Here is a 14,816-nt window from a genome sequence, read left to right as displayed (position 1 = left end):
GTCCAACGGCCGCCCGCCCCGGAACTTCCGCCGAACCGGGAGCCCTAGCTGATCGCCTTGATCAGCTCGCCGTTCGACGTGTCGCCGCTGAGCTCCCAGAAGAACGTGCCGCCGAGGCCCTGCTGCTGCTTGTACTTCATCTTCCCGCCGATCGTGGCCGGGGTGTCATAGCTCCACCAGTCGCTGCCGCACTTGGCGTAGGCGGTGCCGGCCACCGTGCCGTTCGCCGGGCACTTGGACTTGAGGATCTTGTAGTCCTCGATGCCCTGCTCGTACGTGCCGCCCGCGGGCCCGGTGGCGGTGCCGCCCGGCTCGGTCTGCGTGACGCCGGTCCAGCCGCGCCCGTAGAAGCCGATGCCCAGCAGCAGCTTCGAGGACGGGATGCCCATCTTCTTCAGCTTGGTGATGGTGGCGTCCGAGTTGAAGCCGTCCTTCGGGATGCCCTTGTACGCCGTGAGCGGGGAGTGCGGGGCCGTCGGGCCCTTCGCGTCCCACGCGCCGAAGTAGTCGTACGTCATGGGGTTGTACCAGTCGACGTACTGCGCGGCGCCCTTGTAGTCGGCCTTGTCCAGCTTGCCGCCGCTGGAGGCGTCGGCGCTGATCGCGGCGGTGATTTGGTTGCTCTGGCCGAACTTCGAACGCAGCGCGGACAGCACCTTCTTGAGGGCGTCCTTGCCGCTGGTGTCACAGGTCAGACCGCAGTCGTTCGGGTACTCCCAGTCGATGTCGATGCCGTCGAAGACATCGGCCCAGCGCTTGTCCTTGACCAGGCTGTAGCAGGAGTCGGCGAACGCCGCGGGGTTCTTGGCCGCCTCGCCGAACCCGCCGGACCAGGTCCAGCCGCCGAACGACCAGAGCACCTTCAGGTTCGGGTGCAGCTTCTTGAGCTTGCGCAGCTGGTTGAAGTTGCCGCGCAGCGCGCCGTCGTCCCAGGTGTCGGCCTTGCCGTCGACGCTGGTGGAGGCGTCGTACGCGCGGTCGTAGTCGGCGTAGGAGTCGCCGATGGCGCACTTGCCGCCGGTGACGTTGCCGAAGGCGTAGTTGATATGGGTGAGCTTGGCGGCGGAACCAGACGTCTCGATGTTCTTCACATGGTAATTGCGCTGGTAGACGCCCCAGTTGGTGAAGTATCCGACCACCTTGCCGCCGGCGTCGGCCTCCTGCTTGAGGGCGCTCACCGGGGTGCTCCGCGAGGTGCTCGCCTCGGTCTGCGCGGCGGCGGCCGGCTTGGCCTTGGCGGCGACGGCCGTGGGGACCGTGCCCGCCGCGGCGGTGCCGGCGAAGAGCGTGGTGGCGAGCAGCGCCGCGCCGGCGGCGGTGGCCGCGAACAGGGCGCGGGGGTGGTTTCCGTGTCTGAGCATGGTTCTCCTCGGTGGGAAGGGGAGATGGGGGGTACTGCTGCTCAACTTGACATGAACGCGAACGACGTTGCCTGGGAACCGTAGATGGACTAGACCAGTACGGTCAATGGTTCGGACCAATTCCGTTCACCCGCAGGCCATGGCCGCCGACCCGTGACGCGGGGCCTCCGATCGGGCATACTCCAACCCGCCGCAGCCGCAGGTCACCCCCCTCCGAGACCCGGAGCGAGACCATCGGCGAGGCAGCACCACACGACAGCGCCGCCACACCCCGCGCGCCCGCTGCCGTAGCGCCCGACAGGGAGGAGAGCACCGCCATGTCCCACCACGGCCCGCAGCCGGTGGAGCGTCAGCTGCCCACCGAGGAGGCCCGCGACCTGCTCGCGCTCGCACGCGAGATGGCCCAGCGGGAGATCGAGCCCAAGGCCGCCGAGGAGGAGGACGACGGGCGCTTCCCGCGCGACGCGTTCGCCCTGCTCTCCCGGTCCGGGCTGCTCGCGCTGCCATACGCCGAGGAGTTCGGCGGCGGCGACCAGCCGTACGAGGTCTACCTCCAGGTCCTCGAAGAACTCGCCGCGGCCCGGCTCACCGTGGGCCTCGGCGTCAGCGTGCACACCCTCTCCTGCCACGCGCTGGCCGGCTTCGGCACCAAGGAGCAGCAGGCCAAGTACCTGCCCGCCATGCTCGGCGGCGGACTGCTCGGCGCGTACTGCCTCTCCGAGCCCGCGGCCGGCTCCGACGCGGCCTCCCTGCGCACCCGCGCCACCCGCAGCGGCGACACCTGGACCATCGACGGCAGCAAGGCGTGGATCACCCACGGCGGAGTCGCCGACTTCTACACGGTCCTGGCCCGCACCGGCGGCGAGGGCCCGCGCGGCATCTCCGCCTTCCTCGTGCCCGGCGACGCGGACGGCCTCACCGCCGCGCGGCCCGAGCGCAAGATGGGCATGAAGGGATCGCCCACCGCCGGCGTCAACTTCGACGGCGTGCGGGTCGGCGACGACCGCCGGATCGGGGAGGAGGGGCAGGGCTTCGCGATCGCCCTCTCCGCGCTCGACTCCGGCCGCCTCGGCATCGCCGCCTGCGCCATCGGAGTCGCCCAGGCGGCCCTCGACGAGGCCCTCGCGTACACTGGCGGGCGTCGGCAGTTCGGACGTCCCATCGCCGACTTCCAGGGCCTGCGCTTCATGCTCGCCGACATGGCCACCCAGATCGAGGCCGGTCGAGCCCTGTACCTCACCGCCGCCCGGCTCCGCGACGCCGGACTGGCCTTCTCCAAGCAAGCCGCCATGGCGAAGCTCTTCTGCACCGACGCCGCGATGCGCGTGACCACCGACGCCGTCCAACTGCTCGGGGGCTACGGCTACACCGTCGACTTCCCCACGGAGCGCTATATGCGCGAGGCCAAGGTCCTGCAGATCGTCGAAGGCACCAACCAGATCCAGCGCATGGTCGTCGCCCGCCATCTCGCGGGCCCCGAATCACGCTGAACAGCCCCGGCGACGGGGCGGAAAGCAGCCCCGTATGCCGTCAACCGCAACAGCGCCCGAACCGGTCACGGACCGGTTCACCGTCGTCACCGGAGGCCCCGGCGCCGGCAAGAGCACCCTGATCGACCGCCTGGAGCACGCCGGTCACGCGCGCACGCACGAGGCCGGCCGCGCCGTCATCCAGGACCAAGTGGCCATCGGCGGCAGGGCGCTGCCCTGGCACGACCGCGAGCTCTTCGCCGAGCTGATGCTCGCCCGGGACCTGAGCAGCCACCGCCGGGCCGCCGGGGAGCGGGCGCACGTCTTCTTCGACCGGGGCATCCCCGACCTCGTGGGCTACCTGCGGCTCGAAGGGCTGCCCGTGCCGCCCCATGTGCACGCCGCCGCCCAGCGGTTCCGGTACCACCGGCGGGTGTTCATCGCCCCGCCCTGGCCCGAGATCTACGTACAGGACGACGAGCGCAAGCAGTCCTTCGAGACCGCGCGCCGGACGCACGAGGCGATGGCGGCGGCCTACACCGCGTACGGCTACGAACTGGTGCCGCTGCCGCGCGCGAGCGTCGAGGAGCGCGTGCGGTTCGTGACGGAGGAGATCGGCCGACAGACCGCCTGACACGGGCGGTTGATCCGAGACGGGCGGCTGATCTGGGGCAGGCGGCCGGCCGGTCCGGTCAGCTGGTCAGCCGGGCCACCTCCGGCACCCGCTCCTCGGCCTTGCCCGCGGGCACGCTCGCGATGTCCTTCAGACCCGTGGCCGTGCCGATCACCACCACCGGCTCCCCGTGCTCGTACGCCCAGCGCCTCCCGGCCGCGACCCCCACCGCCGAGGACGGCTCGACGAACAGGCCCTGCGCGCCCAGTGCCCGGTGCTCCGCCATGAACTCGTCCGTGGGGACGGCGACCGCCCGGCCCGCCGACCACCACAGCGCGTCCAGCCCCTGCCACACGGGCCGCGACTCGCCGAGCGAGAAGGCGGGGGAGAGGCCCCGCTCCACCGTCGTGTGCTCCTGCGCGGCCCGGTCCGTACGGGCCAGGGCCGCGGCGAAGGGCGCCGCCGCGGCCGGTTCGGCGGCGACCAGCCGCGGCGTACGCGACACCAGGCCGGCCGCCCGCAGTTCGCGGAAGCCCCGGCCGATGCCCGCGAGCAGGTCCGCGCGGCAGGTGGGCACCACGACCGCGCCGATCCGCTCGCCGAAGTCCCGCGCGATCTCGTACGCGACGCTCTTGTAGCCCTCATTGGCATAGGCGTTGCCGCCGGCCGGCGGCTGGGCGAACGTCGTCAGCGGATACCAGCCGAGCCGCTCGACGCCGTCGCGCATGGCGGCGTTGCGCGCCACATGGTCGTCCCGCTCGACCCGCGCCGCGCCCAGCACGTCGATCTGCGCGCGCAGCGGCTCGGGCACCTCGTGGGTGGTGAGGACCACGCACCGCAGCCCGGCCCGCGCGGCGTACGCGGCCGCCGCCGTGCCCGCGTTGCCGGACGAGGCGGCCACCACCGTGTCCGCCCCGGCGTCCAGCGCGGCGGCCACCCCGACGCTCATCGCGCGGTCCTTGTGCGACCCGGTGGGGTTGGCGCCCTCGGTCTTCACCCACAGCTCGCCGGCGCCCGAATCCGCCAGCGGGACGCGGACGTTGGGCGTGCCGCCCTCGCCGAGCGTCACCGGGCCGGCCGAGACGGGCAGCGCGCCGGGCCAGCCCCACGGCCCGCCCGGATACTCCTTCAGCGACAGCCCGGACAGATCGGCGAGGGGCGGGGCCGCGTTGACCCCGAGTCCCTCGGCGGCGCACACGGGACAACCGGTGAAGCCCGTTACGAGAACGCCGCAGCGCAGGCAGTGCAGGGGTGGTGACGTCACAGGAGGCTCCCGGGTGCGTGCGGGGAAGGGACAGGACGCCTCATGCGGCTCGTATGCCTCGTGCGTCGTAAGAAGAATCGTACGGCTGCGAGGCGACGGATCGAAGAACGGTCAGGGCAGGACCGACTGCCGGAGGGAAGCGGGGATTCCGGAATCCCGGGGGCCGCTCAGATTCGGCGCCGCATCCGGGGCACCTGGAACGGGCGGGAGGCGGGGCCGCCGATGTGCGAGAACGGCTGACGCCGCCAGTCCAGGCTCTCCGGGAGGGTCAACAGCAGCGTGGCGTCCCGCTCTTGGGTGCCGGGGCGCTCGTCGGCCGGGGAGGCGTCCGCGACGCCGCGCCCCGCGCCCGGGCAGACGGTGAGCCCGAACGGATTCCACGGGGACGGGCAGAGCGCGTGCTCGGGCAGCACGTCCTCGTCCGCCAGCAGCGCGATTGGCGCCGCGCAGTCCGGGCAGACGACCCGGAACATCTCGTAGGTCTCGTAAGCGCTGTCGGCGCTGTTCGCGGTATCGCCCTCATCGAGGCGTTCAGGGCTGGGCATAGTGGGATCTCCCCCTCAGATGGGCCGGTCAGGCGCCGCGGCCTCGACCACAGCAAGGATTTCCCTGGGGACCACGCGGATAATCGCAGCGCGCCGACGGACACGGGTGAACGTATGTGGTGTTCGTCACATGACACGAGCAGTTGCACGCCCGCCGACTGTGCCCGACGGCCTCCGACCCCATAAGGTGATCCGCTGTGGAGGAGCTGGACAGACAAATCGTGGAGCTGCTCGTCAAGGACGGGCGGATGAGCTACACCGACCTGGGCAAGGCCACCGGCCTGTCCACCTCGGCGGTGCACCAGCGCGTGCGCCGCCTCGAACAGCGCGGCGTCATCCGCGGCTACGCGGCCGTCGTCGACCCCGAGGCCGTGGGGCTGCCCCTCACCGCGTTCATCTCGGTGAAACCCTTCGACCCCAGCGCGCCCGACGACATCGCCGACCGGCTCGCCGACATCCCCGAGATCGAGGCGTGCCACAGCGTCGCGGGCGACGAGAACTACATCCTCAAGGTGCGCGTCGCCACCCCCCTCGAACTCGAACACCTCCTCACCCGCATCCGCTCCCTCGCCGGGACCTCCACCCGCACCACCGTCGTCCTGTCGACCCCGTACGAGGCCAGGCCGCCCCGCATCTGACGCGTCCGACGCGACCCGGTGTGGAGGGCGGCCGCCCCCTGGGACGAGACTGGTCGGGTCCGTACGCCGCTCCGCGCGACGCGCGCGCCCGCGCGTGGCCGCTCGCGTGAGGCGCGGCAGGCCAACCGGCCCGGCCCGAACGACACCACGAGGCGAAGAGACCAGTGAGCGAACCCACCCCCGCCGAGGCCCCGGCCCGCACCGTCCTGCTGCGCGGCGGCACCGTCCACAGCCCCGCCGACCCCTTCGCGACCGCCATGGTCGTCGAGCGCGGCAGCGTCGCCTGGGTCGGCTCCGAAGGCGCGGCGGACTCCTTCGCCGACGGCGTGGACGAGACCGTCGACCTCGGCGGCGCGCTCGTCACCGCTGCGTTCACGGACGCACATGTGCACACGACCGCCACCGGCCTCACGCTCACCGGCCTCGACCTCTCCGACGCCCGTACGCTCGCCGACGCGCTCGACCGGGTACGGGCCCACGCGAGCGCCCGCGGCGCGGACCGCGTCCTGCTCGGCCACGGCTGGGATGCCACCCGCTGGCCCGAGGCCCGTCCGCCGTCCCGTGCCGAACTCGACGCGGCGACGGCCGGCCGGCCGCTCTACCTCACCCGCGTCGACGTCCACTCCGCCGTCGTCACCAGCGCCCTCCTCGACCTGGTCCCCGGCGTCGCCGGGCTCGCCGGGCACGCCCCCGACGGGCCGCTCACCGGAGCCGCGCACCACGCCGTGCGGGCCGCCGCGCACGAGAGCGTCACCGCGGCCCAGCGCACGGCCGCGCAGCGCGCCGCCCGCGCCCACGCCGCGTCCCGCGGCATCGGCTCGCTCCACGAGTGCGCCGGGCCCGACATCTCCAGCCCCGAGGACCTGACCGGCCTGCTGCGGCTCGCCGCCGAGGAACCGGGCCCCCGCGTCTTCGGCTACTGGGCCGAGGCCATCACAGAAGCAAAGGAAGCCGACCGTATCCGCGACCTCGGCGCCATCGGCGCGGCGGGCGACCTCTTCGTCGACGGCTCCCTCGGCTCGCACACCGCCTGCCTGCACGAGCCCTACGCCGACGCGCCGCACACCGGCGTCGCCCACCACGACGCGGCGGCCATCGCCGCCCACGTCGCCGCCTGCACCGAGGCGGGCCTCCAGGCCGGCTTCCACGCCATCGGCGACGCCGCCGTCACCGCCGTGGTCGAAGGGGTGCGCGCCGCGGCCGACCGCGTCGGCCTGGCCCGTATCCGCGCCGCCCGGCACCGCGTCGAGCACGCCGAGATGCTCACCCCCGAGACCATCGCGGCCTTCGCCGAACTGGGCCTCACCGCCTCCGTACAGCCCGCCTTCGACGCCGCGTGGGGCGGCGAGGACGGTATGTACGTGCAGCGGCTGGGCCGGGAGCGGGCCCGCACGCTCAATCCGTACGCCGCCCTGCTGCGCGCCGGCGTGCCGCTCGCGCTCGGCTCCGACAGCCCGGTCACGCCCCTGGACCCGTGGGGCACGGTAAGGGCCGCCGCCTTCCACCGCACCCCGGAGCACCGCGTCTCCGTACGCGCCGCCTTCACCGCCCACACGCGCGGCGGCTGGCGCGCGGTGGGCCGCGACGACGCCGGGGTGCTCGTCCCCGGCGCTCCGGCGGACTACGCGATCTGGGAGACCGGCGACCTCGTCGTGCAGGTGCCGGACAGCCGGGTCGCCGACTGGTCCACCGACCCCCGCTCCGGCACTCCGGGCCTGCCCGACCTCACCCCCGGCCGCCAACTTCCGGTCTGCGTCCGCACGGTGGTCGGCGGACGGACGGTCCACGAGCGGCCGAACGAGTGATGTACGGTCGCCCCGTACCGCCGAACGACGTGCCGTCGGCCTGTCGCCCCCTGCCCGCGCTCGCTGTACTGACCTGCTGATTTGAGACAACGACGCAGGTCATGTGAGTGTTGACAGGGTGCGGGCGACGGCGGGTAGGTTCGGCGGAGTCCACCACAGGACGCACGGTCGGGAAACCTCCGCCTAGTCATCGAACGCCGCTGGGCCAGGGGGCGGTGAGCCGCGAAGGCGCACCGCCACTGGGAGCCAGGTCCAGCGCACGGGGGCGAGGGAAGGTTTCTCCAGGCCGGCAGGTGTGACCCGGGTGGGGCCCGGGCGTTCAGTAGACAACGGCTTTCGGTCGACCCGCAGCCAGCGGGCCCCAGGTCGGCCCGAAGGACTCTGGGCCCCCATCCGCAGTCGCCCGCCCGCGGCGGCGCGCTGCCGCGCCCCGGCCCGCGAGGCCGCCTGAGGACCTCCCCGCCCACGCGCCGGACCCGCCTCCGTGCCCGTACGGGCCGCGGCCCGCCGTTCTTCGCGCACCCTTCTTTACGCACCCTGGGGCCACGCCGCAATCTCGTCGGTATACCGTCTGCTCACCACCGCACGACCTGCAAGGAAGGCCGTCACGTGCCCTCGGGTTCCGACACCACCGCCGAATCCGCCCCCGGCGGTCCGGCAGCCACGCGACGGGCGGACGACCCGGCGCCGGACGACGCCGGGGAGGAAACGGTGCCCGACGACCCCGCCCGCCCCGGCCTCGCCAAGCGCTTCGCGCTGCTCCTCCGCCGCGAGGCGCCGCGCACCGGCCTCGCCGTGCTCAGCGGTCTCGCCCTGACCGCGGCCTTCCCGCCGTACGACGTGTGGCCGCTGTCGATCGTCGCCGTCGCCGCCCTCAGCCTGCTCACCCGGGGCCGCACCGCCCGGCAGGGCGCGTGGACCGGCTTCGCCTTCGGCCTGCCGTTCTTCTTCCTCCTGCTGCGCTGGCTGCGCGTGGTCGGCTACGACGCCGTCTTCGGACTCTCCGTCGCCGAGGCGCTCTTCGTCTGCCTGCTCGGCGCGGGCCTCGCCCGCACCTCCCGGCTGCGCGGCTGGCCGCTGTGGACCGCCTGCCTGTGGGTCGCCCAGGAGTGGGCGCGCGACCGCCTCCCGTTCGGCGGCTTCCCCTGGGGGCGGCTCGCCTTCGCCAACACCGGCTCGTCCTTCACCCCCTTCGCGGCCCTCGGCGGCGCCCCCTTGGTGACCTTCGCGGTCGCCCTCGTCGGCGCGCTGCTGGCGTACGCCGCCGCCACCGCGTGGCGGCTGCGCGCCACCGCGCCCCGGACCGTACGGGCCGCGCTGCCCGCCGTCGAGGCCCTCGCCCTCGCCGCCGCGATCACCGTCGGCGCGTACGCCGTGCCCGTGCCCACGAAGGCCGACGACACGGCGGACATCGCCATCGTCCAGGGCAACGTCCAGCAGGCGGGCATGGACTTCCTCGGCCGCCCGATGATGATCCTCAACAACCACGTGGACGCCACCCTCAAGCTGGCGAAGGACGTGAAGGCGGGCCGGGTCAAGAAGCCGGACCTGGTGATCTGGCCGGAGAACTCCTCCGACCTCGACCCGTTCAAGTTCCCGGAGGCGTACGACCGCATCCAGGAGGCGGTGCGGGCCGTCGGCGTGCCGATCCTCGTCGGCGCCCTCGTCGACCACCCCTCCAAGAAGGGGTACGTCTACAACGAGGGCATCGTCTGGGACCCGAAGACCGGTCCCGGCGCCTCCTATACGAAGCAGCACCCCGTGCCGTTCGGCGAGTACGTGCCCTTCCGCGCCGAACTGAGCAAGCTGATCACCCGGCTCCAGCGGGTGCCCCGCGACTTCTACCCCGGCGACCACAGCGGCGTCCTGCGGGTCGGCCCGGCCCGCCTCGGCGACGTCATCTGCTTCGAGGTCGCCTATGACGAGATCGTCCACGACACCGTGAAGGCGGGGGCGCGGGCCCTGGTCGTACAGACCAACAACGCCACCTACGGCCGTACCGGACAGCCCGAGCAGCAGCTCGCGATGTCCAAGCTGCGCGCCGTGGAGCACGGCCGCGCCGTGGTCACCGCGGCCACCAGCGGCATCAGCGCGGTCGTCGCGCCCGACGGCACGGTGGAGCAGCGCAGCAAGGAATTCACCCGAGAGGTCCTGAACGCCCGCATCCCATTGCGTGACGGGATCACCGTCGCCGACCGCGTCGGTGCGGCGCCCGAGTGGGTGATCGCTATGGTGGGCCTCCTGTCCTGCGCGGTCGCGATCATGCTCGGCCGCTGGGGACGTCCGGACAAGAAGGGACAGCAGTGAACGACGGCGCTCAGCGGAAGTACGGTCCGCTCGGCACGACTTTGGTGATCATCCCGACCTTCAACGAGGCGGAGAACATCAAGCCGATCGTCGCCCGGGTACGGTCCGCCGTTCCCGAGGCGCACGTTCTCGTCGCCGACGACAACAGCCCCGACGGCACCGGGAAGCTCGCCGACGAGCTCGCCGCCGAGGACGACCACGTCAAGGTCATGCACCGCAAGGGCAAGGAAGGGCTCGGCGCGGCCTACCTCGCCGGCTTCCGCTGGGGCCTCGACAACGGTTACGGCGTCCTCGTGGAGATGGACGCCGACGGGTCCCACCAGCCCGAGGAGCTGCCGCGGCTGCTGACCGCGCTCAAGAGCGCCGACCTCGTCCTGGGCTCGCGCTGGGTGCCCGGCGGGCGCGTCGTGAACTGGCCCAAGCACCGCGAGTACCTCTCCCGCGGCGGCTCCACCTACTCCCGTCTGCTGCTCGACGTCCCCATGCGGGACGTCACGGGCGGCTACCGGGCCTTCCGCAGGGAGACCTTGGAAGGGCTGGGCATGGACCAGGTGGCCTCGCAGGGCTACTGCTTCCAGGTCGACCTGGCCTGGCGCGCGGTGAAGGCCGGATTCCACGTCGTGGAGGTCCCCATCACCTTCGTCGAGCGCGAGCTGGGCGACAGCAAGATGTCCAAGGACATCCTGGCCGAGGCCCTGTGGCGGGTCACGACCTGGGGCGTCGGCTCGCGGGTCAGCAAAGTGCTCGGCCGCAAGGGCGGCTGACACGGGCTCCGCACGCTCAGCACTCTTACGCGCCGCCGCGCCGGGTAACCGGTTCGGCGGCGCGTGATGTTTTGTGCGACCCGCGTCGGGAATCCGCACATTATGGTGCAAATCGGCTACACGATGATGACCGAACAGGCGGGTCCCAGGGACCTCGTGAACCATGTGGTCCGGGCCGAGCAGGCCGGGTTCGACTTCTCCGTCACCTCCGACCACTACTCCCCGTGGCTCGCCTCCCAAGGGCACTCCTCGTACGCCTGGTCGGTCCTGGGCGCCGCCGCCCAGGCCACCACCCGCATCCCGCTGATGTCGTACGTCACCTGCCCCACCACCCGCTACCACCCCGCGATCGTCGCCCAGAAGGCCGCCACCGTGCAGCTGCTCTCCGAAGGGCGCTTCCGGCTCGGCCTCGGCTCCGGCGAGAACCTCAACGAGCACGTCGTCGGCGGCGGCTGGCCCGGCGCCGGCGAGCGCCACGAGAAGCTCGCCGAGGCGATCGGGATCATCCGCGCCCTGTTCGAGGGCCGGACCCTCAACCACCGCGGCGCGCACTTCGACGTCGAGTCCGCCAAGCTCTGGGACCTCCCCGAACAGGCCCCGCCGATCGGCGTCGCCGTCTCCGGAGAGGACTCCTGCGCGCTCGCCGGACGCCTCGCGGACGTCGTGATCGGCACCGAGCCCAAGGCCGAGCTGCTGGCCGCCTTCGACCGCCACGGGGGAGCGGGCAAGCCCCGGGTCGGGCAGCTGCCCATCTGCTACGACCCCGACCGGGACGCCGCCGTCCGGCGCGCCCACGACCAGTTCCGCTGGTTCGGCGGCGGCTGGAAGGTCAACTCGGAGCTGCCGGGCCCCGAGGCGTTCGCCGGGGCCACCCAGTACGTACGGCCCGAGGACGTCGCCGAGACGATCCCGTGCGGCGACCGCCTCGACGACTTCGTCGAGGCCGTCCGCCCGTACGCGGACGCGGGCTTCACCGAGATCGCCCTGGTCCAGATCGGCGGGGACACCCAGCCCGGTTTCCTGGACTGGGCCGAGCGGTCCCTGCTGCCCGCGCTGCGCACGCTGTGAGCCGGACTCGTACGCGTCGATGACGGCTCCGGCCGCTTTCGCGCGTACCGCGTGTGGGCGGCGCGCCACCGGCGACGCGGCGGCGCGCGGGTGCAGGCACACTTGAGGCATGACCTTCGGATCGCCTCAGCCGACAGCCGCCCGCCCGCCCCAGCGTTCGCGGGCCCGCAAGTTCATCCCGCTGGCCATCGCCGCCTGGGCGGTGCTGGAGATCTGGCTGCTGATCCTGGTGGGCGAGGCCGCGGGCGGGCTCACCGTGCTGGCGCTGCTGGCGGCGGGCGTGGTGCTGGGGTCCGTGGTGATCAAGCGGGCGGGGCGGCGCGCGTGGGAGCGGCTGGCCCGTACGGTCCAGGCGGCCGAGAACCCCGCGGCGGCCCCCGCCGAGCAGCGGGAGAGCTCCGGCAACGGGCTGATGATGCTCGGCGGTCTGCTGATCATGATCCCCGGGCTGGTCTCCGACGCCGCTGGGCTGCTGTGCCTCTTCCCGCCGACGCGGTCGCTGCTGCGCAAGGCCTTCGAGCGCCGGCTGTCGCGCCGAGTCGGCAGCCCCGCACCGGGCACCCTGGGGGACGCCTTCCAGCAGGCCCGTATGCACCGCCCGGACGGCAAGGTCGTCCCCGGAGAGGTGATCCGGGACGACGAGCCGCCCACGCCGCGCCACGACGGGCCGCAGCTCCCGCACTGAGGACCGTCACAGGCCGGCCCGTACGCACACGAGGGCCGGGCCCACCGCTCAGCGGTGGGCCCGGCCCTCGTGATCTATCGGTATGCCGCCCTCAGGCGGACTTTCGGTTGTCGCGCGGATGCACGGCAATGTTCATGGCACCGGAGCGGAGCACGGCCAGCCTCTCGGCCAGCACCTCCTCCAACTCCTCGCGGGTGCGCCGCTCCATGAGCATGTCCCAGTGCGTACGCGCGGGCTTGCCCTTCTTTTCTTCCGGCCCATCGCCGTCAACCAGGAGTGCCATGGCGCCGCACGCCTTGCACTCCCACTCCGGCGGAATTTCCGCCTCTACCGAGAACGGCATCTCAAATCGATGTCCGTTCTGGCATGCGTACTCCACCGCCTGGCGCGGGGCCAGATCGATGCCGCGGTCGGTCTCGTAGCTGGTAACCACGAGTCGCGTACCGCGGAGAGCTCGCTCACTCATGAATCGTGCCTCCCGGGCTTGTCGCCCACAGGACAGGTGTCGCTGTCGTCGTCATCCGGTCAACGTCCGGTCGGCGGTGAAGATTCCCGTTTCGGGACATGCGTCGCCCGTCGTGTCGCCCCTTGTTGTACCCACCCACGCCCGGTTTGTCACATCTGACAGCAGATGTCACCCTGTGTTTGCACCGTTTCAGCGCGCAGTAACGGTCCGCCCGGTGGGCCAAAGGCGTACACTACCGGCCCTGCCGCCCCAGCTGTAAATCAGGGCCGGAACAGGAAGCTCATCTTCTGCCCGGATGAGGCTTGATCAAGTCCACACGCCGCGCTCGATCAGCACGTCCCGCAGCGTGGCGAGGCGGTCGGTCATGATGCCGTCCACCCCGAGATCGAGCAGCGCCCGCATCCGCTCCGCCTCGTTCACCGTCCACACATGGACCTGGAGCCCGCGCGCGTGCGCGTGCCGGACGAAAGGCCGGTCCACCACCCGCACCCCCGACCGGTGCTCCGGCACCTGCACGCACGCCGCCCCCGCCGGGCGGCCCGGGGCCCGACCCGGCCCGTACGACCGCAGCCGCATCCCCACCACGCCGAGCGTGCCCAGCGAATGGGCCAGCCGCGCCCCGGCCAGCCGCCGCGCCCGCACGATCCGCGCCTGCGAGAACGAGCCGACGCACACCCGGTCCCAGGCGTCCGCCCTGCGCACCAGGTCCAGCAGCGGCTCCAGCGCCGCCTCCGCCTTCACGTCGACGTTCCACCGCGCCCCGGGGAACTCCTCCAGCAGCTCCTCGAAGAGCGGCAGCGGCTCCACGCCGCCCACCCGCGCCCGCCGCACCGCCCGCCAGGGCAGCGCGCCGATCGCGCCGCGCGCGTCGGTGACCCGGTCCAGCATCCGGTCGTGAAAGGCGACGAGCGCCCCGTCCGACGTGGCGTGCACATCGGTCTCCAGATAGCGGTACCCGGCGTCCACCGCGCGCCGGAAGGCGGCCGCGGTGTTCTCCAGGCCGTCCGCCGCGCCGCCCCGGTGGGCGAAGGCGAGCGGCGTCGGATGGTCGAGGAAGGCATGGTGTACGGGCATCACCGCGGCAGTATCGCGCGCCGGGCGCCCTCGCCGCGCGCGACCACGGCGGACGGCCCGACTGCCGCCGCGCCCCCGAAGCGGCGCAGGAAGAACTGCGCCAGCGGGCCGATCCCCAGCGCGTACAGCACCGTGCCCGCCCCGGCGGAGCCGCCCAGCGCGAACCCCGTCACCAGCACGGCCACCTCGATGGCGGTCCGCACCAGGCGGATGGAGCGGCCGGTGCGCTGGTGCAGCCCGGTCATCAGTCCGTCGCGCGGACCGGTGCCGAACCGCGCCGAGATGTAGAGCCCGGTGGCCGCCCCGCTCAGCGCGATGGCGAACGCCAGCAGCGGAATCCGCAGCCACAGGGAGTGCGGCTGCGGCACCAGGCTCAGGGTCGCGTCCATCGACAGGCCGACCAGCAGGACGTTCGAGACCGTTCCGAGGCCGGGGCGCTGCCGCAGCGGCACCCACGCGAGCAGCACCAGCGCGCCGATGGCGATCGAGGCGGTGCCGATGGAGATGCCCGTGTGCCGCGCGACGCCCTGGTTGAGAACGTCCCACGGCGCGAGCCCCAGCCCGGCGCGCAGCTGCAGCCCCGAGCTCGCTCCGTACAGCGCCAGCCCGGCGTACAGCCGCACGAGCCGCCGCCAGACCGGCGTCCTTCCTCCGGTCGCCGCGGACGGTGTGGACGCTGCGGGCGCTGCGGACAACGGAGGCTCCTCGGGTGGTGGCGAGTGCTGGTCTGTGGTGGAAGTGGCCTGCTTCGTGACAC

14 protein-coding genes are annotated in these 14,816 nt (G+C 72.8%); 8 read left to right on the top strand and 6 right to left on the bottom strand.

Annotation, left to right across the window (positions count from 1 at the left end):
- Window positions 1–44: 44 nt before the first annotated feature.
- The gene (locus AB0I22_RS25480; protein WP_363133214.1) at window positions 45–1,361 is read right to left on the bottom strand and encodes a glycoside hydrolase family 18 protein; all 1,317 of its coding nucleotides are present in this window, start codon (window positions 1,359–1,361) and stop codon (window positions 45–47) included.
- 317 nt (window positions 1,362–1,678) lie between these two features.
- On the opposite strand from AB0I22_RS25480, the gene AB0I22_RS25475 reads away from it, so the two are divergent.
- Together AB0I22_RS25475 and AB0I22_RS25470 are read left to right on the top strand one after the other, a co-directional pair.
- A complete protein-coding gene (locus AB0I22_RS25475; RefSeq protein WP_363133213.1) occupies window positions 1,679–2,851 on the top strand; it encodes an acyl-CoA dehydrogenase family protein in 1,173 nt (390 codons plus the stop codon).
- Window positions 2,852–2,885: 34 nt separating this feature from the next.
- The gene (locus tag AB0I22_RS25470) at window positions 2,886–3,464 is read left to right on the top strand and encodes an AAA family ATPase (protein WP_363133212.1); all 579 of its coding nucleotides are present in this window, start codon (window positions 2,886–2,888) and stop codon (window positions 3,462–3,464) included.
- A gap of 58 nt (window positions 3,465–3,522) precedes the next feature.
- Here AB0I22_RS25470 and AB0I22_RS25465 read toward each other — a convergent pair whose 3' ends face one another.
- Together AB0I22_RS25465 and AB0I22_RS25460 are read right to left on the bottom strand one after the other, a co-directional pair.
- Window positions 3,523–4,707: a pyridoxal-phosphate dependent enzyme gene (locus tag AB0I22_RS25465; RefSeq protein ID WP_363133211.1), complete on the bottom strand. Its 1,185-nt coding sequence runs from the start codon at window positions 4,705–4,707 to the stop codon at window positions 3,523–3,525.
- Between the two features lie 167 nt (window positions 4,708–4,874).
- Window positions 4,875–5,252, bottom strand: coding sequence for a hypothetical protein (locus AB0I22_RS25460; protein WP_363133210.1), 378 nt, complete (start codon window positions 5,250–5,252; stop codon window positions 4,875–4,877).
- 197 nt (window positions 5,253–5,449) lie between these two features.
- Here AB0I22_RS25460 and AB0I22_RS25455 point away from each other — a divergent pair, with 197 nt between their 5' ends.
- The 6 genes from AB0I22_RS25455 to fxsA all read left to right on the top strand — a co-directional run bounded on the left by AB0I22_RS25455 (window position 5,450) and on the right by fxsA (window position 12,519).
- Entirely contained in the window at window positions 5,450–5,890 is a 441-nt protein-coding gene (locus tag AB0I22_RS25455) for an Lrp/AsnC family transcriptional regulator (RefSeq protein ID WP_030882603.1), read from the top strand.
- Between the two features lie 164 nt (window positions 5,891–6,054).
- Window positions 6,055–7,695: an amidohydrolase family protein gene (locus tag AB0I22_RS25450; RefSeq protein ID WP_363133209.1), complete on the top strand. Its 1,641-nt coding sequence runs from the start codon at window positions 6,055–6,057 to the stop codon at window positions 7,693–7,695.
- 609 nt (window positions 7,696–8,304) lie between these two features.
- Complete coding sequence (lnt, locus tag AB0I22_RS25445; protein WP_363133208.1) at window positions 8,305–10,002, top strand: apolipoprotein N-acyltransferase; 1,698 nt, start codon at window positions 8,305–8,307, stop codon at window positions 10,000–10,002.
- Window positions 9,999–10,766, top strand: coding sequence for a polyprenol monophosphomannose synthase (locus AB0I22_RS25440; RefSeq protein ID WP_363133207.1), 768 nt, complete (start codon window positions 9,999–10,001; stop codon window positions 10,764–10,766). The genes lnt and AB0I22_RS25440 overlap by 4 nt, the downstream gene beginning before the upstream one ends.
- A gap of 102 nt (window positions 10,767–10,868) precedes the next feature.
- Window positions 10,869–11,834: an LLM class F420-dependent oxidoreductase gene (locus tag AB0I22_RS25435; RefSeq protein ID WP_363133206.1), complete on the top strand. Its 966-nt coding sequence runs from the start codon at window positions 10,869–10,871 to the stop codon at window positions 11,832–11,834.
- Window positions 11,835–11,943: 109 nt separating this feature from the next.
- On the top strand, window positions 11,944–12,519 hold the full coding sequence (fxsA, locus tag AB0I22_RS25430) for an FxsA family membrane protein (protein ID WP_363133205.1): 576 nt from the start codon (window positions 11,944–11,946) through the stop codon (window positions 12,517–12,519).
- A gap of 91 nt (window positions 12,520–12,610) precedes the next feature.
- Here the strand turns inward: fxsA and AB0I22_RS25425 are convergent, their stop codons facing one another.
- The 3 genes from AB0I22_RS25425 to AB0I22_RS25415 all read right to left on the bottom strand — a co-directional run bounded on the left by AB0I22_RS25425 (window position 12,611) and on the right by AB0I22_RS25415 (window position 14,754).
- Window positions 12,611–12,985 (bottom strand): RNA polymerase-binding protein RbpA, encoded by a 375-nt coding sequence (locus tag AB0I22_RS25425; protein WP_254741893.1) that lies wholly within the window; start codon window positions 12,983–12,985, stop codon window positions 12,611–12,613.
- 306 nt (window positions 12,986–13,291) lie between these two features.
- Window positions 13,292–14,059 (bottom strand): glycerophosphodiester phosphodiesterase family protein, encoded by a 768-nt coding sequence (locus AB0I22_RS25420; RefSeq protein ID WP_363133204.1) that lies wholly within the window; start codon window positions 14,057–14,059, stop codon window positions 13,292–13,294.
- The gene (locus AB0I22_RS25415) at window positions 14,059–14,754 is read right to left on the bottom strand and encodes a hypothetical protein (protein WP_363133203.1); all 696 of its coding nucleotides are present in this window, start codon (window positions 14,752–14,754) and stop codon (window positions 14,059–14,061) included. The genes AB0I22_RS25420 and AB0I22_RS25415 overlap by 1 nt, the downstream gene beginning before the upstream one ends.
- Window positions 14,755–14,816 lie beyond the last annotated feature (62 nt).

This window comes from Streptomyces sp. NPDC050610 (genome assembly GCF_040654875.1).
Classification (GTDB): domain Bacteria; phylum Actinomycetota; class Actinomycetes; order Streptomycetales; family Streptomycetaceae; genus Streptomyces.
Note: the sequence above shows the minus strand (reverse complement) of the source record. Positions and strands in the feature narration are given on the sequence as shown.